The sequence below is a fragment of the Streptomyces sp. NPDC053673 genome (assembly GCF_055585225.1).
Genome location: NZ_JBVJKN010000001.1, coordinates 284,906 through 305,425, shown reverse-complemented (window position 1 = coordinate 305,425; position 20,520 = coordinate 284,906). Strand labels below are relative to the sequence as shown.

At 70.8% G+C, this 20,520-nt stretch carries 14 protein-coding genes; all 14 read left to right on the top strand.

What is annotated here, in order from left to right; genetic code table 11:
• The first annotated feature begins 537 nt into the window (after positions 1-537).
• The 14 genes from ACZ6ZQ_RS01340 to ACZ6ZQ_RS01275 all read left to right on the top strand — a co-directional run bounded on the left by ACZ6ZQ_RS01340 (position 538) and on the right by ACZ6ZQ_RS01275 (position 20,517).
• Positions 538-2,016, top strand: a complete 1,479-nt coding sequence (locus ACZ6ZQ_RS01340; protein WP_469766481.1) for a sugar transferase — start codon at positions 538-540, stop codon at positions 2,014-2,016.
• Positions 2,017-2,098: 82 nt separating this feature from the next.
• Positions 2,099-3,424, top strand: a complete 1,326-nt coding sequence (locus tag ACZ6ZQ_RS01335; protein WP_469766480.1) for a nucleotide sugar dehydrogenase — start codon at positions 2,099-2,101, stop codon at positions 3,422-3,424.
• Positions 3,414-4,679 (top strand): glycosyltransferase family 4 protein, encoded by a 1,266-nt coding sequence (locus ACZ6ZQ_RS01330; RefSeq protein ID WP_469766479.1) that lies wholly within the window; start codon positions 3,414-3,416, stop codon positions 4,677-4,679. Before ACZ6ZQ_RS01335 ends, ACZ6ZQ_RS01330 begins: the two co-directional genes overlap by 11 nt.
• Positions 4,676-6,073, top strand: coding sequence for a Wzz/FepE/Etk N-terminal domain-containing protein (locus ACZ6ZQ_RS01325; protein ID WP_469766478.1), 1,398 nt, complete (start codon positions 4,676-4,678; stop codon positions 6,071-6,073). Before ACZ6ZQ_RS01330 ends, ACZ6ZQ_RS01325 begins: the two co-directional genes overlap by 4 nt.
• Positions 6,070-7,590: a Wzz/FepE/Etk N-terminal domain-containing protein gene (locus ACZ6ZQ_RS01320; RefSeq protein ID WP_469766477.1), complete on the top strand. Its 1,521-nt coding sequence runs from the start codon at positions 6,070-6,072 to the stop codon at positions 7,588-7,590. The genes ACZ6ZQ_RS01325 and ACZ6ZQ_RS01320 overlap by 4 nt, the downstream gene beginning before the upstream one ends.
• A 3-nt stretch (positions 7,591-7,593) precedes the next feature.
• Positions 7,594-9,528 (top strand): asparagine synthase (glutamine-hydrolyzing), encoded by a 1,935-nt coding sequence (gene asnB, locus ACZ6ZQ_RS01315; RefSeq protein ID WP_469766476.1) that lies wholly within the window; start codon positions 7,594-7,596, stop codon positions 9,526-9,528.
• A gap of 17 nt (positions 9,529-9,545) precedes the next feature.
• Positions 9,546-11,732 carry a bi-domain-containing oxidoreductase gene (locus ACZ6ZQ_RS01310; protein ID WP_469766475.1) on the top strand — a complete coding sequence of 729 codons (2,187 nt, stop codon included), beginning with the start codon at positions 9,546-9,548 and terminating at the stop codon, positions 11,730-11,732.
• On the top strand, positions 11,729-13,705 hold the full coding sequence (locus tag ACZ6ZQ_RS01305; protein WP_469766474.1) for an alginate lyase family protein: 1,977 nt from the start codon (positions 11,729-11,731) through the stop codon (positions 13,703-13,705). Before ACZ6ZQ_RS01310 ends, ACZ6ZQ_RS01305 begins: the two co-directional genes overlap by 4 nt.
• Before the next feature lie 8 nt (positions 13,706-13,713).
• The gene (locus ACZ6ZQ_RS01300) at positions 13,714-15,252 is read left to right on the top strand and encodes a right-handed parallel beta-helix repeat-containing protein (protein WP_469766473.1); all 1,539 of its coding nucleotides are present in this window, start codon (positions 13,714-13,716) and stop codon (positions 15,250-15,252) included.
• A gap of 1 nt (position 15,253) precedes the next feature.
• The gene (locus ACZ6ZQ_RS01295; RefSeq protein WP_469766803.1) at positions 15,254-16,558 is read left to right on the top strand and encodes an O-antigen ligase domain-containing protein; all 1,305 of its coding nucleotides are present in this window, start codon (positions 15,254-15,256) and stop codon (positions 16,556-16,558) included.
• A gap of 2 nt (positions 16,559-16,560) precedes the next feature.
• Positions 16,561-17,802 (top strand): glycosyltransferase, encoded by a 1,242-nt coding sequence (locus ACZ6ZQ_RS01290; protein ID WP_469766472.1) that lies wholly within the window; start codon positions 16,561-16,563, stop codon positions 17,800-17,802.
• Complete coding sequence (locus tag ACZ6ZQ_RS01285; protein ID WP_469766471.1) at positions 17,799-19,034, top strand: class I SAM-dependent methyltransferase; 1,236 nt, start codon at positions 17,799-17,801, stop codon at positions 19,032-19,034. The genes ACZ6ZQ_RS01290 and ACZ6ZQ_RS01285 overlap by 4 nt, the downstream gene beginning before the upstream one ends.
• An 11-nt stretch (positions 19,035-19,045) precedes the next feature.
• A complete protein-coding gene (locus ACZ6ZQ_RS01280) occupies positions 19,046-19,873 on the top strand; it encodes a glycosyltransferase family protein (protein WP_469766470.1) in 828 nt (275 codons plus the stop codon).
• Positions 19,870-20,517, top strand: a complete 648-nt coding sequence (locus ACZ6ZQ_RS01275) for a PIG-L deacetylase family protein (protein WP_469766469.1) — start codon at positions 19,870-19,872, stop codon at positions 20,515-20,517. The genes ACZ6ZQ_RS01280 and ACZ6ZQ_RS01275 overlap by 4 nt, the downstream gene beginning before the upstream one ends.
• Positions 20,518-20,520 lie beyond the last annotated feature (3 nt).

Here is a 20,520-nt window from a genome sequence, read left to right as displayed (position 1 = left end):
CCCATCCTCGGGAAGATCGCTGGGATTTCACCTAGAGCGGTCATCGATCGGTGGACCCAGCCTCAAAGCTTGAACACAAATTACACACATCCTCTCTACACACTGGGCCCCGATGGTCTAGATTGACCGTGCTTCAGCTGTTCGATCACGGGGCGACCAATAATGATCTATAGGTCCGGCGCTACGGAAAGCCAGCAGTCGCGTCCCCGGCGCCAGACGTGGGGGTGATCAATTCTTGGAGCCCGAGAGGGGCCTTGGGTGCGGGGAGCGCCCGGGGTTTCGACGGGTTCCCGCGCAACTCGAGAGGCCGGCAGGACATGCGAGTCTGCTGCCGCCGGGGTGAGTTGTTCAAGTAGCTCCGAAATAGCCGGGATGTGCGCGCGGGGAGGCGGGGGCCTCCCGCGGGGCGGAACAGTGCGGCGCGGGGAGGCGGGGGCCTCCCGCGGGGCGGAACAGTGCGGGGGGCGGGGGCCTCCCGGGGGGTGGAGGAACAGTGTTGGGCGAACACGTCGAGCCACTGGGGACCTGGGGGGTTCTGTGCGGCAAGGGGGATTAGTCAGCCCGTTTCCGTCGACGCGCGGGCGTTTGGCGAACGGGGCAATCAGCCAGCCCGCGATCGACTGGGAGCAGCGGTACCGCCGTACCGTGATCACCAGCGATACCGTGGCCACCGCCTTCGTGGTGGCGGCGATCGGCAACTTCTTCGGGAACCGGGACGCGGCCAACTGGCACGAGAAGTGGGGAATTCTCGCATTCGGCACCGAGCTGCTGGTGCTGGGGGCGCTTGCGGTGAGCCGGTCGTGGGCTTCGGCCGTGCTCGGCCAGGGCGCCGAGGAATTCCGCCGGCTCGGACGCTCACTGTTCGCGGCGACCGTCGTACTGGCGCTCGGCGGGATCGCCCTCACCTCACACAACATCAAGCTCTGGATCTTCGTCGCGATCCCCGCGATCGCGCTCATCACCATGACCGCGCGGTATTTGCTGCGCCTCTGGCTGCACAAACAGCGGCAGGAAGGACGGTGCCTGCGACCGGTGCTCGCTGCCGGTAGCCCGGCCACCGTGAGCGACCTGATCACCCGAACCCGCAAGTTCCCGCACCTCGGCTGGCGGGTGGACGCGGTGTGCACGACGGACGGTCTCGGGCTCGACGGTGACCAACTGGACGGAGTGCCGGTCGTCGGCCGCCTGGCGGACGTCGCGGGCCACGTCCGCCGCGACGGCTACCGTGTCGTCGCGGTCACACCGGACCCGCACTGGTCACCGGACCGGCTTCAGCGGCTGGCCTGGAACCTCGAAGGCAGCGACGCCGAGATGATCGTGGCCCCGGTGCTGATGGAGGTGGCCGGCCCGCGGCTGCACGTCGACGCGGTGCTCGGGATACCGCTGCTGCGGGTCAGCATGCCGACCTTCACCGGGGGCCGCCGGGCGGTCAAGGAGGTCGTCGACCGGATGGGCGCAGCGATCCTGCTGATGCTGTTCGCGCCGCTGATGGTGTTCGTCGGGCTGCTCGTGCTGATGGACAGTCGGGGTGGGGCGTTCTACCGCCAGCGCAGGGTCGGCAAGGACGGCCGCGAGTTCACCATTCTCAAGTTCCGCACCATGGTCGCCGGGGCTGACGGGGCACGTGCCGAGCTGGCCGACCGCAACGAGGGCGCCGGCCCGCTGTTCAAGCTCCGCCGGGATCCGCGGGTGACCCGGGTGGGAGCGGTGCTGCGCCGGTACTCGATCGACGAGCTCCCGCAGCTTTTCAACGTGCTCGCCGGATCGATGTCGCTCGTCGGTCCGCGGCCTCCGTTGCCGGAGGAGTCCGCTGCGTACGGCCCGGACATCCGGCGGCGGCTGCTGGTCAAGCCCGGACTCACCGGCCTGTGGCAGATCAGCGGACGCAGCGACCTGTCGTGGGAGGAGGCGGTCCGGCTGGACCTGCGGTACGTGGAGGACTGGTCGCTCGCCCTGGACACAGTGATCTTGTGGAAGACGCTGCGTGCGGTGCTCCATGGGCAGGGGGCCTATTGATGCGCGGGGGGCTGCAACTCAACGGTCCCGCCGGCGCGCCGACCGCAGGCCGGGAGGGCCTGCCTGGGGGGAGGAACGGGTCATGAGAGTCAGCGTTCTCGGGCTCGGCTACGTGGGCTGCGTGTCGGCCGCGTGCCTGGCCAGCATGGGTCACGAGGTCATCGGGGTGGACGTGAACCAGGTGAAGGTCGACCTGGTCAACGAAGGCAAGGCCCCGGTGGTCGAGGAGCGGATCGGCGAGCTCATCGCCGAGGTCGTGCGGACCGGAGCGTTACGCGCCACCGGCGACGTCCGCGAGGCGATCATGGGCAGCGAGGTGTCGCTGGTCTGCGTGGGCACGCCGTCGGAGCCCAACGGCAGTCTGTGCACCACGTACTTGGAGCGGGTCACCGAGCAGATCGGTGCCGCGGTGGCCGAGGGGGCCAGGCAGGGAGGCCGGCACACCGTCGTGTTCCGCAGCACCATGCTCCCGGGCACCTGCCTGAACCTCCTGACACCGATCCTGGAGAAGTACGTCGGCGGCACCGCCGGGGTGGACATCGGGGTCGCGGTCAACCCGGAGTTCCTGCGCGAGGGCACGAGCGTGCGGGACTTCTTCGACCCGCCCAAGACCGTCATCGGCGAGCTCGACCCGGCAAGCGGCGACGTGGTGGCGGCGCTGTACGACGGATTGCCCGGCGAGGTGTTCCGAGTGCCGATCCCGACAGCCGAGGCGATCAAATATGCGGACAACGCGTTCCACGGCCTCAAGATCGGCTTCGCGAACGAGCTGGGCGCGGTGTGCCAGGCGCTCGGGGTGGACTCGCACCAGGTGATCGACGTGTTCCTGGCCGACCGCAAGCTGAACATCAGCCCCGCCTACCTGCGTCCCGGCTTCGCCTTCGGTGGCTCCTGCCTGCCCAAGGACCTGCGCAGCCTGGTCCACGCGGCGCGGCGGGCCGACGTCTCGGTGCCCATCCTCGCCCACGTGCTGCCCTCCAACTCCGACCATCTGCAGCGCGCGGTGGAGCTGGTCGAGCGCACCGGCAAGCGCCGGGTGGGCCTGTTCGGGTTGTCCTTCAAACCCGGCACCGACGACCTCCGCGAGAGCCCGCTCGTCGAGCTGGCGGAGAGGCTCTTCGGCAAGGGGTACGACCTGCGGATCTACGACCCCAACGTGAACCTCTCCCGGCTGCTCGGCGCGAACCGCGAGTACATCGATACCCGGCTGCCGCACCTCGCGCAGCTGCTTGCGGAGTCCGTCGGCGAGGTGCTCGATCATGCTGAGGTGTGCCTGGTCGGGACCAAGGATCCGGCCGTGCTGTCGGCGCTGCCCCATGGCGACGGCCCGGTGATTGTCGACCTCGTCCGCCTTCCCGACGCCGAGGCGCGCCGGGCCGAACCGGGGTACATGGGCCTTGCTTGGTGACGCAACAAGCGGCGCCGGGCCGGCCCGGCGCGCGCTGATCCTGGTGGAGAACCTGTCGGTGCCGTTCGACCGGCGGGTGTGGCAGGAGTGCACGACGCTGCGCGACGCGGGCTGGACGGTGGACGTCATCTGCCCCCGGGGGGAGAAGCGGGACACGGAGCCGGAGGCGGAGATCGACGGGGTGCGGATCCACCGCTACCCGTTGCGCGCGGCCACCGGAGGGCCGGCCGGATACCTGCGGGAGTACGGATCGGCGTTGTGGCACACGGTCCGGCTGGCCCGGAAGGTCGGCCCGGTCGACGTGGTCCACGCCTGCAACCCGCCCGACCTGCTGTTCCTGCCGGCACTGTGGCTGAAGCGGCGCGGAGCGCGGTTCGTCTTCGACCAGCACGACCTGGTACCCGAGCTGTACCTCTCCCGGTTCGGCCGTGGCGAAGATCTGCTCTACCGCGCCGTGTGCGCGCTGGAACGGCGGACCTACCGGGCCGCGGACGTCGTGCTCGCCACGAACGAGAGCTACCGGGACGTCGCGCTGCGCCGTGGCGGTCGGCGGCCGGAGGACGTCTTCGTCGTGCGCAGCGCGCCCGACACCGACCGGTTCCAGCCGGTGCCGCCCGAGAAGGAGTTGAAGCGCGGCAAGCCTCATCTGCTGTGTTACCTCGGCGTCATGGGCCCGCAGGACGGCGTCGACTACGCCTTGCGCGCTCTGGCGAAGCTGCGCGACGAGGTCGGGCGGACCGACTGGCATGCGGTGTTCGTCGGCGCCGGCGACACCTTCGACGCGATGGTGGAGCTGTCCCGGCGGCTCGGGCTCTCGGAGCAGGTGCAGTTCACCGGGCGCATTCCGGACGCCGACCTGGCGCGCTACCTGTCCACCGCGGACGTGTGCCTCTCCCCCGACCCGCGCAATCCGCTCAACGACGTGTCGACCATGAACAAGGTCCTGGAGTACATGGTGATGGGCCGGCCGATCGTCTCGTTCGACCTCCGGGAGGCGCGAGTCTCCGCCGGTGAAGCCGCTGTCTACGCGCCCGACAACGACGAGGCCGAGTTCGCCGAGCTCATCGCGCTGCTGCTGGACGATCCGGAGAAGCGGGACCGGATGGGCAAGATCGGCCAGGAGCGGATCGGCGGGCCGCTCTCCTGGCGGAACTCCCAACGATCGCTGCTCGCCGCCTACGCCGCTGCCTGCCGTGACCAGGCGCCGGTGTCGGCCGGCGTCCCGGACCGGGCACGGAGGAGGCCGCGCCGTTGAGCGATGACACGACACGCCTGGTCACGATCGGACGGATCATCCGTCGACGCTGGCGGCTTCTCACCGTCCTGACCGTGGTGGGTGCGCTCGTCGGCTACGGCACCTCGTTGCTGTTCCCACCGCGGTACACGACGTCGGCATCGGTCCTGTTGCCGGGGGCGTGGGAGGAGCGCGAGCTGCTGACTCAGGCGGAGATCGCGACCAGTTCGGTGGTGGTCGACCGCGCGGCTGCCGCGCTCGGCTGGAGCGGGGTCAGCGGTAGCGAGCTGCGGGATCGGGTCAGCGGCAAGGCCGCCGACGGGAACATCATCAAGATCTCGGGTACGGCCGACACCCCGCAGCGCGCACAGCAACTCTCCGACCAGGTGGCCCGGCAGTTCGTCGCCTTCGCCGCGCGGATCGGAGGCGACAACAGCGACCCCGAAGCGGCGGCGGAGCCCGAGGCGCTGCGGCAGCTGGTGGAGCAGACCAGCCGCCGCATCACCGAGCTGGCCGATGCGACCGATCCGGGGCAGACGGTGGAGAGCGTGCAGGCCCGCACCGAGCTGGAGAAGCTGCGCACCACGCTGCAGGAGGCCGTCAACAAGCTGGACGAGGCCGACCCGGCTGCCAACACGGCCAGCATGGTCGTCATGGGTCCGGCGGCCCGGCCGGCCGGCGAGGCACCGCCGACGAGGATGCAACTCATCGTCGCCGGGGCGCTGCTGTTCTTCCTGCTCGCGGTCATCGGCCATCTCACCGCCGCACGGATGAGTCGCCGGCTGCGCACCGAACCGGAGATCGCCGCGGCGCTGGGCTCGGCGCTGCTGGGCACCGTCGACGTACCCGGTGAACAGCCCGCGCGCCGGCCCGAGGACCGCGCCCCGAGGGCCCGGATCCGCCGACTGCTGGGCCTCGACATCAGGTGGGACCTACCGACCCCGCAGATCTCCGGCGACGAGGCCGGCAGACAGATCCGCTACCGGCGGGTGTACGCCCGCCTGCGCGAGCAGCTGCCGGCCCCCCGGCGCCTGCTGGTCGTCGTCCCGGACGGCGACGAGATCGCCCGCCGGGCCGCCGGGCAGCTCGCCGCCGAAGCCGAGGCCGCCCCTTCCCCAAGCTCTTCGAGCAGGGGATACCCCATGCTGCGGATGGTGGAGGTTTCGGTGTCCCAGCCGATGGTCCCGGACCGCGACAACGAGACCGGTGCCCTGGTCGTGCTCAGCGCGGGCAACTGGACTGCAGAGGAACTCGCCGGCATCGCCGAGGCGTGTGCGGACGCCAGGCACGAGGTCATCGGCATCGTCCTCGCCGGCACGGTCCGGGCCCGTCCGACGCGGTCTGCCGGCCCTCCTCGGGACGCCGCCACGCCGGCGCTCGCGGTCGGCGACAAGGCGACGGGAGGTTCAGGATGACGACGAATACGACTGCGGAATCATCGGGGCCCGCTCCCCTGCTGGACCTTCAGGCCCTGGTGGTGGCGGTACGCAGGCGCCGCCGCCTCTGGTGCGCCATGGCGCTGCTGGGACTGCTCGTCGGCGCGACGGTGGCGATCCTTGTGCCGCCGCCGCCGACCGCGGTGACCAAAGTGCTGGTCGCGCATCAGCAGGACCAGCCGAACGACCCCGGAACACTGATCCGCACCGATGTCGCACTGCTGCAGACCACGAAGATCGCCGACAAGGCCCTGCAGTCCCTCAAGTCGCCGGAAACGCCGGAGGACTTCATGCAGGACTACGGGGGCATCGGCCTGACCAACAACCTGCTGCAGATCACTGTGACGGGGGACAGCGACGCGCAGGCGGTGGCCCGCGCCAAGGCACTGGCCGATGCGTTCGTCGCGGACCATGTGAAGCGGATACAACAAGCCGCGGACGCCGAAGCCAGGACTCTGCTCGACCAGCGTGACCGCCTGCGCGACGAACTCGCCCAGGTCAACAAGACGATCGGAGAGGGAACGTCGCAGAGCGGGCCGAAGGCGTCGGCGGACATGGAGTCGCTCTTCGCCCGCCGGGCCGAACTCACCTCGCGGATAGCCGATTTCGGCCAGCGCGCCGCGGAGGCGCGCATCGGCACGCCCCAACTCATCGCCGGCACGCAGATCGTGGACGCCCCGCGCACCGTGCGGCACTCTCTGCCCAAGACCGCTGTCACCAACGCCGCGATCGGGTTCGTCCTCGGGCTCGTCCTCGGCCTCGCGGTGGCCGCAATCGCCACGGTGGTCGCGGACCGCCCCGTGCTGCGCCGGGAGATCGCGGCGAACCTCGGCGCCTCGGTCATCGCGGAGCTGCCCCGCCGGTCGGCCAGGTTGTGGCAGCGCCGACGGATCCGGGCCGCACGCACACGGCTCACCGCGTCCTTGGCCCGCACCGTGCGCGGCTCCGCAGAACCGCTGTCGCTGTTGGAACTGGGCTGTGCACGCAGCACGAGCGTCATCGCCCTGGACGTCGCCGCGGCGCTGCCGGCGGACGAGCCGGTGGTCATCATCGACGGGCTGCCCGGCCAGCAGCTCGCAGGCCGCCGCCCGAAGCCGGGAGATCCCACCGTGGTCAGCGGCGAGCAGGCCGCGACCGTGTCGCAGCAGCAGCGCCGGCTCGGCGTCGGCTCGGTGGCGCCCGGCACCGCGTGGACCGACCTGCAATACCTCGGCACGCAGACCGTACTCGTCGTGCGTGCCGGGCACGGCAGCGCCGCATGGCTGCACACCGTGGCGCGGCAGCTCGCGGACCAGGGCATTCCGGTGATCGGTGTGGTGCTGATCGACCCCGATCCGCGTGACCGGACCGACGGCACGCTGTGGGACGGGCTGCACACCGCGCTGCGCGGCCAGAACGAGCGGCTGGCTCGACAGAACGGGACGGGCCGGCGGCGGACGGAGCGGCTGCCGATGTGGTCGGCACGGATCCCGGACAGCGACCAGGAGGCGCGGTAGGACATGTGTGGCATCGCAGGCACGTACCGATGGCCGGACGGGAAGGTCGTGACCGACCTGCTCACCGATACCCTCGCCCACCGCGGCCCGGACGGGGCGGGCCGGTACAGCCACCCCGCCGGTGACGGCGAAGTGCACCTCGGGCACCGCCGGCTGGCCATCATCGACCTGTCCGGGACCGGCGCCCAGCCGATGGTCTCGGGCGGCCTCGTCCTGACGTACAACGGCGAGCTGTACAACGCGCCCGAGCTGCGTGCCGAGCTGGCAGCCGCCGGGGTGCGCTTCCGCGGTACCTCCGACACCGAGGTGCTGCTCGAGGCCTGGCGGCGCTGGGGCACGGACTGCCTGCCCCGGCTGCGCGGCATGTTCGCGTTCGGGATCTTCGACGAGCGAACCGGTGAACTGGTGCTGGCCCGCGATCAGCTCGGCATCAAGCCGCTGTTCCTGCTCCGGCGCGGCGAGGGTCTGGTGTTCGCCTCCGAGCTCAAGGCGCTCGCCGCCGCGACCGGCGGGTCGCTGCAGGTGGACCATGCGGCGCTGGTGGCCTCGCTGCTGTACTACTGGGTGCCGGACTCACGGTGCGCTTTCCGCGAGGCGGAGAAGCTGCCGCCGGGGAGCTGGCTGCGGATGCGGCCCGACGGACGGGTGGAGCGCGGCCGGTACTGGCACCTGAAGGACGTCGCCGCCGAGGCCCGGGAGCGGGTCCGAAGCGGTGAACAGCCGGACGTGGCCGCAATCGTCGAGGAGTCGACTCGACGCCACCTGCTCTCCGACGTACCCGTGGCGACCTTCCTCTCCGGAGGTCTCGACTCCAGCTATCTGACCGCGCTGGCGGCCCGCGACCAACCCGGGATCTCCGCCTACACGATCGGGTTCCGCGCCGAGGACGCCAGGTTCGAGGCGATGCCGGACGACCTGCGCTATGCCCGGCAGGTGGCCGAGCGGTTCGGCGTCGACCTGCATGAGATCGAGATCGCTCCGAACGTGCTCGACCTGCTGCCGCAGATGACGTACCACCTGGACGAGCCGATCGGCGACCCCGCCGCGATCAACACGTTTCTGATCTGCTCGGCCGCCCGGGAGGCCGGGGTCAAGGTGATGCTCTCGGGGATGGGCGCGGACGAACTCTTCGCCGGTTACCGCAAGCACCTGGCCAACCTGCTCGCGCTGCGCTACCAGCGCATCCCGCGGCCCCTGCGGCGCGGGGTGTCCGCGGCTGTGGACCGGCTGCCGGTCGCCACGGCCCGTCGGGGGTACCGGTCGGTGCGGTTCGCGAAGCGGTTCCTCTCCTTCGCCGATCTGCCGGAGGAGACCGCGTTCCGGCGCAGCTACACCATGTACGACCAGGACGAGCTGCTCGCCCTGGTCGACCCGGACCTGGCCGGGACGGTCGAGGACGTGCTGACCGAGCATGCGGATGTCTACCAGGACAACGACCTCGACGACTTCGTCAACCGCATGTGCCTGGGCGACACCCGGATGTTCCTGCCGGGCCTGAACCTCGCTTACACGGACCGGTCGAGCATGGCCGCGTCGACCGAGGTACGGGTGCCGTACGTGGACGTCGAGGTGGTCAAGGCGGCGTTCGCCGTGCCCGGTGATCGCAAGATCGTCGGACGGCAGGGCAAGGCCGTCCTCAAGGAGGCGGCCACCTCGATCCTGCCCCGGGAGATCGTGTACCGGCCCAAGGGCCTGTTCAGCGCCCCGCTGCGCGCCTGGATGAGCCGGGATCTGGCACCACTCGTGCGCGAGGTGGTGCACGACGGCGTGCTCGTCAATTCCGGGCTCCTGCGCCGCGACGCACTGGCGCGCATGGTCGCCGAGGACGCGGCCGGGCAGCGGGACTTCTCCAAGCATCTGTGGCATGTGCTGACCCTCGAGTACTGGTATCGCGACGCGACCTCTGGGTCCGGCCAGAGCACTCGGTTAACGGCTTAGGAATCAGAGGAGTTCGGGTGAAGCAGGTCGTACAGAACTACAAGAGCGGCGAGCTGGCGGTGCTCGACGTGCCGGTGCCGGGGTGCAAGCCGGGCGGTGTGCTGGTCCGCACCGCCTACTCGCTGATATCCACCGGAACCGAGCTCATGAAGGTGTCCGAGGCCGGCATGTCGATGCTGGGCAAGGCCCGTTCCCGGCCGGACCAGGTGGCCAAGGTCATGCAGAGCGTGGCCACCAACGGGGTGCCCGCCACCTACCGCAAGGTGATGGGCAAGCTGGACTCCTACACGCCGCTGGGCTACTCGCTGTGCGGAGTGGTCGAGCAGGTCGGCGCCGGGATCGACGATGTGAAGGTCGGCGACCTCGTGGCCTGCGCCGGCAACGAGCACGCGCTGCACGCCGAGCTGAACTGGGTGCCGAAGAACCTCTACACCCCGGTGCCGGACGGCCTCGCGCCGCGGCACGCCGCCTTCGGCACCGTCGGGTCGATCGCGCTGCAGGGCGTCCGCCAGGGCGAGCCGCAGCTCGGCGAGGTGGCGCTGGTCATCGGCCTCGGGCTGATCGGGCAGCTGGTGGTGCAGCTCCTTGCCGCATCGGGAGTCCGCGTCCTCGGGGTCGACCCCGATCCGCTGCGCTGCGAGCTCGCCGAGCGTCTGGGCGCCGCGGCCTGCGGCGATCCCGCGTCCGCGGCCGTGGAAGCCGCCGTCGCCGAACTCACCGGCGGTCACGGAGTGGACCAGGTGTATCTGGCCGCCGGCGGCGGCAGCAACCAGCCCGTCGAACTGGCCGCCCGGCTCTGCCGCGACCGCGGCCGGGTTGTCGACATCGGCAAGTGCCGTCTGGACCTGCCGTGGAACGCGTACTACGAGAAGGAGCTCGACGTCCGGTTCTCCCGCAGTTACGGCCCCGGGCGCTATGACCCGGAGTACGAGCTGGAGGGCCGGGACTACCCGATCGGCTACGTGCGCTGGACCGAGCGCCGCAACCTGGCGTGCTTCCTCGATCTCGTCGCCCGCGGCAGCGTCGACGTGGCGCCCCTGGTCTCCCACATCGCCGACTTCGACGACGCCGTGGAGACGTACCAGCGCCTGAAGGACGGCGAACTGAAGGCCGTGGCTGTGCTGTTCCGGTACCCGGAACACGCGGGGGAAGCCGAGGCTCCTGCGGTGACCGTTCCCCCGGTGAACGTGAAGCGGAGTCCGGCCCGTGCTGCCAGGACGCCGGTGCGCCTTGCGTTCGTCGGCGCGGGAAACTACGCGACGTCGATGCTGCTGCCGCACCTGGCCGAGCGCGACGGCGTCGAGTTGTCGACAGTCGTGACCACGACGGCGCTGTCCGCGGCCAACGCGAAGCGGAAGTTCGGCTTCGACGAGGCGACCACCGATCTCGACGCCGTGCTCGGCGACAAGTCCATCGACGCGGTGTTCGTGGTCACCCGGCACAGCTCACACGCCGAACTGACCCGAAGAGCACTGCTGGCCGGCAAGGCGGTGTTCGTGGAGAAGCCCCTGGCCCTCACCGGGGACGAGCTGGCCGGCGTGCTCGCGGCGGTGGAGGAGTCCGGCAACGACCGGCTGCAGGTGGGCTTCAACCGCCGGTTCGCGCCGCTGTTGCAGGAGGCCAGGAAGCGGTTCGGCGCCCGTACCGGTCCGGCGAGCCTCCGCTATCTGGTCAACGCGGGCCGGCTGCAGCACGCCAGCTGGTACCTCCAACAGGGCACCGAGGGCTCGCGGTTCGCCGGCGAGGGCGGGCACTTCATCGACACCGCGAGCTGGCTGCTCGAGGCCGACCCGGTATCGGTGTACGCGGTCGCCGCGTCCGGCAACGAGGACCTGCAGGTCGTGCTGCGCTACCCGGACGGGTCCACCGCCACCATCAGCTACGTCACCACCGGTCCGTCAAGTTTCCCCAAAGAGACGCTGGACCTTGTCGCGGACGGCAAGGTGCTTCGGCTCGACGACTTCGTCCGTGCCTCGCTGTTTGCAGACGGAGGGGTCGGCCGTAAGCGGTGGGTCAGTTCGCGGCTGCCCAAGGCCCGGGACAAGGGCCAGAACGCCGAGCTGGCCGCGTTCATCAAGGCCGTGCGGACCGGCGGGCCGATGCCGGTGCCGCTGGAGTCGCTGGTCGCCACCACGTCGGCCACCCTCGCCGTGCAGGCCGGCCTGGTCGGCGGCGCGCCGGTGACGCTGGCGAGGGCGCGATGACTGTGATCTCCGGGAGTCCGGGCTGGTACCTGCGGCGGCTGTCCCGGATGCGACCGCGGGAGATCGCCGGCCGGGTGGGCGACGCGGTGCGCAGGCGGCGGTGGCGGTCGGCGCGGCCGAACTGCCCGAGGGTGACCGGAGCCCGGTTCACCGCGGCACTGCCCGCCGGGACGATCGCCGCCATACCTCCGGACGCCGCGAAACGTCTCATCGCCGAGGCGGACCGGCTGATGTACGGGCACGCCGAGTATTTCGGCGTGGTCCGCGACGACCTGGCCGACCCGGACTGGTGGTACGACCCGAAGACCGGGCGCCGGGCTCCGTGGGGCTACGCCTTCGACGTGCCGTACCGGAACGAGGACGCGGTCGGGGACATCAAGCAGATCTGGGAGCTGTCCCGGCACCAGTACCTCACCGTGCTCGCCGCCGCCTACGCGATCACCGGGGACGAGCGGTACGCCGAGCGAGTGGCCGAGCACCTGCGGTCGTGGTGGGCGGCCAACGCGCCGCTGCGCGGAGTGCACTGGATCAGCGGCATCGAGCTGGGGATCCGGCTGCTGTCCTGGGTGTGGATCCGTCGGCTGCTCGACGGCTGGCCGGGCGCGGCCGGGCTGTTCGAGGGCAACCCTGTGGCGCTCCACCAGATCTGGCACCATCAGCGCTGGCTGGCCGCCTTCCCCAGCCGGGGGTCTTCGGCGAACAACCATGTCATCGCCGAGGCCGCCGGGCAGTTCGCCGCAGCCTGCGCGTTCGGGTGGTTCCCCTCCTCGGTGCGTTGGCGAGCCGACGCGCTGCGGTCGCTGGAGCGGCATCTGCGAAGCAACACCTTCGACTCCGGCCTCAACCGCGAGCTGGCCACCGAGTATCACGGACTGGTGCTGGAGCTCGGCCTGGCCGCGGTGGCCGAGGCGGATGCCGCAGGCGTGCCGGTCCCCGCGTCGATCCGGCTGGTGCTGCTGCGGATGACCGACGCGCTCGCGGCCATCGTGGACAGCCGGCTACGGCCGCCGCGCCAGGGGGACGCGGACGACGGGCACGGTCTGGTCGTGGACGGCGCGGGCACCGACCGCTGGGCCTCGCTGCTGGCCACCGGGGACGCCGTGTTCGGACGGCTCGCCTGGTGGCCGGCGGCGACCGGCACCGATGTGCGCACCCCGCTGCTGGCCGCGCTCATCCGGCCGTACTCGAAGAATGCAACTGCACCGGCCGTGACCCGCCCGGCAAGCCGACCGGCCCATTTCGCCGACGCGGGCATGACCATCCTGCGTGGCCCGGAGGGGATCTGGTGCCGCTGCGACGGTGGTCCGCACGGATTCCTGTCCATCGCCGCGCATGCCCACGCGGACGCGCTGTCCGTGGAGGTCCGGCACGACGGGGTCGACGTGCTCGCCGACCCGGGGACGTTCTGCTACCACGGGCAGCCCGAGTGGCGGCAGTACTTCCGGTCGACCCTCGGCCACAACACCCTGCAACTGGACGGCGGTGACCAGTCCGTCTCCGGCGGCCCGTTCCTGTGGACCCGGCAGGCCCGAACCCGCGTCCTGGTCGCGGACACATCCGGCGCCTCCGACGGGGGGACGGCCCGCTGGTGCGCCGAGCACGACGGTTACCAGCACTCCGTGCACCGCCGCCGGGTGGAGCTGACCGCCGCGAGCCAGGAGCTGCGGGTGGTCGACGAGGTGCACGGCCCGCGCCGGGCCGTGCACCTGGCGTTCCACCTCGGCCCGGCGATCGCCGCGGACCTGGTGGGGAACCGGGCAGTGCTCACCTGGACCCGGGACGGCGAGGACCGCTCCGCCGTGCTCGACCTGCCCGGACAGCTGTCCTGGCGGGCGCATCGCGGCGAGAGCGACCCGCCGCTGGGCTGGTACTCCGCCGGCTTCGGGCGCAAGGAACCCACCACCACGCTGGTCGGCACCGGCTTCGCCGACGGCGCGGAGGGCTTCACCACCGTGCTCAGGTTCCACGGCTAGGGGGGCGCGTGGGGATCAAGAGGCGGCTTTGGGCGTTGGCGGCGGCACCGCTGGCGCTGGCCCTGCTGGCGGCGACCGGCTGTACGAGCACGTCGGCCGCCCGGGCGGAGTCGACCGGTGCGCCCTCCACGTCCGGGGCGCCGTCCACGTCCGTGGCCCGGGTGTGTGCCAAGCCCGCGGCCGGGCCGGCGCAGGCGCCGGCGGGCGCGGTGACCGTCGACCCCGCGGTAGTCGGTGACCTGGCGGCGAAGACCAAGAGCAGCCCCCCGAACACCACGTTCTGGCTTCGACCGGGCAAGCACAGGCTCGACCCGGACCGCTACGCCCAGGTCATCCCCAAGGAGGGGAACCGCTACCTCGGCGCGCCAGGCGCGGTGCTCGACGGCCGGAAGACCAACCAGTACGCGTTCGGCGGCACCGCCCGCAACGTCACCATCCGCTACCTGACCGTGCAGGGTTTCGTCGCTCCGCACAACGAGGGCGTGGTCAACCACGACTCGGCCGACGGGTGGGTGATCGAGCACGCGACGATCCAGAACAACTCCGGCGCCGGGCTGATGGCCGGTGCCCGCCAGCGGGTCCGCGCCAGCTGCCTGCGCGGCAACGGTCAGTACGGCATGAACGCGTACAAGGCCACCGGCCGTATCAGCGGCCTGGTGGTCGAGGGCAACGAGATCGTGGGCAACAACACCGGCGACTGGGAGCGGCGACGGAAGGGCTGCGGCTGCACCGGAGGCATCAAGTTCTGGGCCGCCAACGGCGCCGACGTGCGCGGCAACTGGGTGCACGACAACCGCGGAACCGGGTTGTGGGCGGACACCAACAACAACGACTTCCGCATCGAGGACAACGTGCTCGAAGCCAACGACGGTGCCGCGTTGATCTACGAGACCAGCTACAACGCGGTCATCCGGAACAACACGATCCGGCGGAACAACTGGGTCGAGGGCCGCAGGGCAGCCGACCGCGGCGACAACTTCCCGTACGCGACTGTCTACCTGTCCGAGTCCGGCGGCGAACCACGGATCCGAGCCCGTACCAACAAGATCGAGATCTTCCGGAACGTGCTGGAGAACAACTGGTCCGGGATCACCCTGTGGGAGAACGCCGACCGGTTCTGCAACAGCCCGGCCAACACGTCGTCCGGTGACTGCACGTTGCTGGTGAAGAACACCGACCGCTGCGCACAGCCGGCGATCGCCACCGCACCGCTCTACGCCGACTGCCGGTGGAAGACCCAGCGGGTGGACATCCACCACAACCGCTTCGTACTGGACAAGTCCGTCGTCAAGTGCACGGAGAAGTGCGACCGGATGTCGGTGCTGGCCAACTACGGCACCTATCCGGACTGGTCGCCGTACAACGGCGAGCAGGTGGCTGACGCGATCACCCAGAAGCAGCACAACCGTTGGCACGACAACGCCTACCTCGGACCATGGAAATTCGTCGCCCACGACCCGAGCCAGGTGCTCGACATCGGGCAGTGGCAGGGCACGCCTTACCAGCAGGACGCGGGCAGCACCTTCCAGCCACAGGCCGGTGGTTGAGATGGGCTGGGATCTGACGCGCGATGGCCTGCGGGGCGGACCGGATACGACGGGCACGCAGCCCGGCGCCGAACCGCGCCCGGCCGGCACACCGAAGATCGTCGGGATCGTCTGGGGACTGCTGGTCCTCAACACGCTCGGCTCCGCCGGGGCGAAGACCATCATCCCGCTGCCCCGCTCCCTCATCCAGATGGTCACCATGGGCGCGCTGGTCGCCGCGTTCACGCTGGCCCTCACGGTCAATCTCCGGCTGCGCATCCGAGCCAGCGCCTTCGTGTTCCTGCTCACCCTGCTGCTGGTGCTGAGCGTGATCTCCAGCGCGAACCTGGAGTCCGGGTTCGGCGCGCTGTTCCGCTGCGCCCGGCTGGCTCTCTTCGTCGGCACGCTGTGGCTGCTCAGCCGCTGGTGGGACGGCAGCCTGACGTTCGTCCGGCACCACATCCGAATGTACTTCGCGGTGCTCGGGACGGTGGCCGCCGGCCTGGCCATCTCCCCGGGTGCGGCAATGCCCGAGCTCTACGGCGGACGCCTTGTCGGCGCGTTGTGGCCGCTCACCCCGCCGCAGATCGGACAGTACGCAGCGGTGATCACCGGGCTCACCGTGCTGCTCGTACTGGGCCGCCGGACCGACAGGGCCGGCGCGGCGGTGGTCATCGTGCCGTCACTCGTCCTGCTCGCGTTGACCCATACCCGGACGGCCACGCTCGGCCTGCTCATCGGGCTGGTGTTGGCGATCGGCTCGCTCGTCCTGATCAGCACCGCCGCCCGCCGGTTCTTCGCCTGGGCGGTGCTGTGCGCCACGCTGGCCGCGGTGGCGTTCAGCTCCGCGCTACAGGCGTGGTTCCTGCGCGGACAGAGCCGGGAGAACTTCTCCAATCTCACCGGTCGGGCCAAGGTCTGGGACGCCCTGCTGGCAGCACCCCGGACGACCTCGGAGCAGCTGTTCGGCGCGGGCCTGGGCGACAAGTCGTTCGGCGGGCTGCCGATCGACAACAGCTGGCTGGCCGTTTACCACGAGCAGGGTATGACCGGCGTCGCCCTGGTGGCGGCGATCATCATCGTGCTGGGCGGCGTCGCGTTGCTGCGGCCACCGTCGCTGCAGAGGGCCTGCGCGATCTTCCTGATCAGCTACTGCGCGATCGCGTCGTACACCGAGGCCGGGCTGGGCGACGCCTCGCCGTATCTGCTGCATCTGACGGTGGCCGCCTCGCTGCTGGCGGCACCTGCCGCGGCGACTCCGCTGACGACGCCCGAAGTCCCTCGACGACGCGTACCGCAATGGGCCCGGAAATCGGAGGTGAACTGAGCATGCACATCCTCGTGGTGCACAACCGCTACGCCTCGGCGCAGCCGAGCGGGGAGAACAAGGTCGTCGACCAGGAGGTGGCGCTGCTGCGCGAGGCCGGCCAGCGGGTCGAGGTGTTCGAGCGGCGCAGCGACGACATCGCGGCCCGGTCCCTGCCGGGCAAGGTCGCGGTGCCGCTCCTTGTGCCGTGGAACCCTGCGGTCCGCACGGAACTCGCCGCCCGGCTTCGCACCGAGCGGCCGGACGTGGTGCACATCCACAACGTCTTCCCGCTCCTGTCACCGGCAGTGCTGGCCGCCTGCGCCGACGCCGGCGTGCCCGCCGTCGCCACGCTGCACAACTACACCCAGGTCTGCCCGCCCGGCACGCTCCAGCGGGACGGCCGGCCGTGCACCGAGTGCGTCGGGTCGGCGCCGCTGCCCGCCGTCCGGCACGGCTGCTACCGGAGCTCCCGGCTGGCGACGGTGCCGCTCGCGGTCAGCCTGTCGGTCAACCGGCGGCGGTGGTGGTCCGGCGTGGAGCGGTTCTTCTGCATCTCCGCGGCGCAGCGCGACGTCCTGGTGCGAGCCGGCATGCCGGCCGAGCGGCTGGCGGTGAAGCACAACTTCGTGCCCGACCCGGGCGCCTGCCGAGCGGGCGCAGGCGAGCATCTGCTCTATCTCGGCCGGCTCGCGGAGGCCAAGGGTGTGCGGCTGCTCATGGCCGCATGGGACGACATCGCAGCGAGCGGCGGTGTGGGCGTGCCGCTCGTGATCGCCGGCGCAGGGCCACTTGAGCCGGAGGTGACCGCCTGGGCGGCGGGCCGGGACGACGTGCGGTACGTCGGCCTGTATGACGCGGCGGAGTGCCGGAAGGCCGTCGCGTCGTCGGTCGCCGTGGTGGCTCCCTCGACGTGGCTGGAGGCGTTCGGCCTGGTGGTGGTGGAGGCGATGGCGGCCGGGGTCCCGACCGTGGCCGCCGGTCACGGCGCCTTCGTCGAACTCGTCGAGGACGGGAAGACCGGGCTGCTGCACCGGCCGGGCGATGCCGCCTCGCTCGCGTCCTGCATACGCCGGATCGCGGCCGATCCGGCCCTGGGCCGGGAGATGGGCGAGGCGGCCCGGCGCCGTTACGAGCAGGGGTTCAGCCCGGCCGTCGGGCTCGAGCGCCTGGTGGAGGAGTACCGCACCGCGATCGCGGGTCGGTCAGCACTGGCTCGCGACGGGGACACCCGCGCGAGCAGGGGGGATGGGGACAGTAGATGACACGATGCCGACTCTGCGGCTCGGAAGCGATGGCGAGCGTCGTCGATCTTGGGGCGACGCCACCGTGTGAGAGCTTTCTCGCCGCGGACCAACTGGACCAGCCGGAACCGGCGTACCCGCTGCACCTGCGGGTCTGCACCGACTGCTGGCTGGCGCAGATCCCTCCGCTGATCACGCCGGAGGAGACGTTCAAGGAGTACGCGTACTTCTCCTCGTACTCGACCTCCTGGGTGGAGCACGCGCGGACGTTCGTCGCCGACGCCGCCGCGCGGGTGGGTCTTGGCCCCGACGCCTTCGTGGTCGAGGTCGCCAGCAACGACGGGTATCTGCTGAGGCACGTGGTGGACCGGGGGATCCGCTGCCTCGGCATCGAACCGTCGGTGAACGTCGGCGCCGTGGCGCGGGATGCGGGTGTGCCCACGCTCACGGAGTTCCTGAACCCGGCCACCGGCGCCGCCGTCCGCGCCGAGCACGGCCCGGCGGACCTGGTCGTGGCCAACAATGTGTACGCGCACATCCCCGACGTGGTCGGGTTCACCCAGGGGCTGCGCGCCCTGGCCGCCGACGACGGCTGGGTCTCCATCGAGGTGCAGCACCTGCTGACCCTGATCGAGGAGAACCAGTACGACACGATCTACCACGAGCATTTCCAGTACTACACGGTCGCGTCGGCGACCAGAGCCCTTGCGAGCGGCGGACTCGCGCTCGTGGACGTCGAGTTGCTGCCCACGCACGGCGGCTCCATCCGGCTGTGGGCCCGGCCGGCCGAGGTGGCCGGCGAGCCGACCCGGCGGGTGGCCGACGTGCTGGACCGGGAGAAAGCCGCCGGGCTGCAGGAGCTGTCCGGGTACACCGAGTTCTCCGCCCGGGTGGCCAAGGTGCGCCGGGACCTGCTGCGGTTCCTCATCGAGGCGGCCGAGCGAGGCGAGACGGTCGTCGGCTACGGCGCCCCGGGCAAGGGCAACACCCTGCTCAACCACTGCGGCATCCGGCCCGACCTGCTCCCTTACACGGTCGACCGCAACCCCTACAAGCACGGCAGGTTCACCCCGGGCACCCGCATCCCGGTCATGCCGCCCGAGCAGATCAGCACCGACAGACCCGACTACGTCCTCGTTCTCCCGTGGAACCTGCGGGACGAGCTGATCGAGCAGCTGTCCTTCGTGCACGAGTGGGGCGGCCGACTGGTCTTTCCCATCCCGGAACTGAGCATTGTCGAGGTCGCGTCTTGAAAGGTCACAGCATGAAGGTCGTTCTGTTCTGCGGCGGTTATGGGCTGCGTATGCGCAACGGAGCCTCCGACGATGTGCCCAAGCCAATGGCGATGGTCGGCCCGCGGCCGCTGATCTGGCACGTCATGCGCTACTACGCGTACTTCGGGCACACGGAGTTCATCCTGTGCCTCGGGTACGGGGCTCACCACATCAAGAACTTCTTCCTCAACTACGAGGAGACGACGTCCAACGACTTCGTGCTGCGGGGCGGGCGGACCGAGCTGCTGTCCACCGACATCGCCGACTGGACGATCACGTTCGCGCAGACCGGCATCGAGTCACCGATCGGGGAGCGGCTGCGCCGGGTGCGGCACCACCTGGACGGCGACGAGATGTTCCTCGCCAACTACGCCGACGTGCTCACCGATGCCCCGCTGCCGGAGATGATCGACCGGTTCGCCCGGCGCGACGCCGGGGCGTCGATGATGGTGGTGCCGCCGCAGTCCTCGTTCCACTGCGTGGACCTGGGCGATGACGGCCTGGTGGGGGGCATCACCGCGGTGAGCGACCTGCCGCTGTGGGAGAACGGCGGCTACTTCGTGCTCCGCCAGGAGGTCTTCGACCACATCCCGGAGAACGGGGACCTGGTCGCCGACGGATGCGCCCAACTGGCCAAGCGCGGCCGGCTGGTGGCGCACCAGCACCGCGGCTTCTGGAAGCCGACCGACACCGTGAAGGAGCGGGCCGCGCTCGACGCCGCCTACGCCCGGGGCGACCGCCCGTGGGCCGTGTGGGAACGGGACGGCGCGGTGGCGAGCGCGACCGGCAGCAGGAGCGGCGCCGGAGCGAGGGCGTGATCCGGCTCGGCGCCGGGCGCCTGGACCGGATCGTCGCGGTGGGCGCGCACTGCGACGACATCGCCATCGGCGCCGGCGGCACGCTGCTGACGCTGTGCCTCGCGCGGCCGGGTATCCGTATCGACGCACTGGTGCTCTCCGGCGGTGGCAGCGAGCGGGAGCAGGAGGAGCAGGCCGCGCTCGCCGCCTTCTGCCCGGGCGCCGACCTGCGGCTGACCGTGCTCAAGCTGCCGGACGGGCGGATGCCCGCGCACTGGGAGGAGGCCAAGGCCGCGGTCGAGGAGCTGCGTGAGCGGACCGAGCCGGACCTGGTCCTCGCCCCGCGTACCGATGACGCGCACCAGGATCACCGCGGCCTGGCGCAGTTGCTGCCCACCGCGTTCCGCGACCACCTCGTGCTCGGCTACGAGATCGTCAAGTGGGACGGCGATCTCGGCCGTCCGTCGGCGTACCAGCCGCTGTCGCCTCAGATCGCCGAACAGAAGGTGCGGCTGCTGCAGGAGCACTACCCCTCGCAGCGGCACCGGCCCTGGTACGACCGGGAGGCCTTCCTCGGCCTCGCACGGATCCGCGGCATCGAATGCCACGCCCGCTACGCCGAGGCGTTCGCCGTCACCAAACTCACGCTCAACCTGGGGGACTGAACT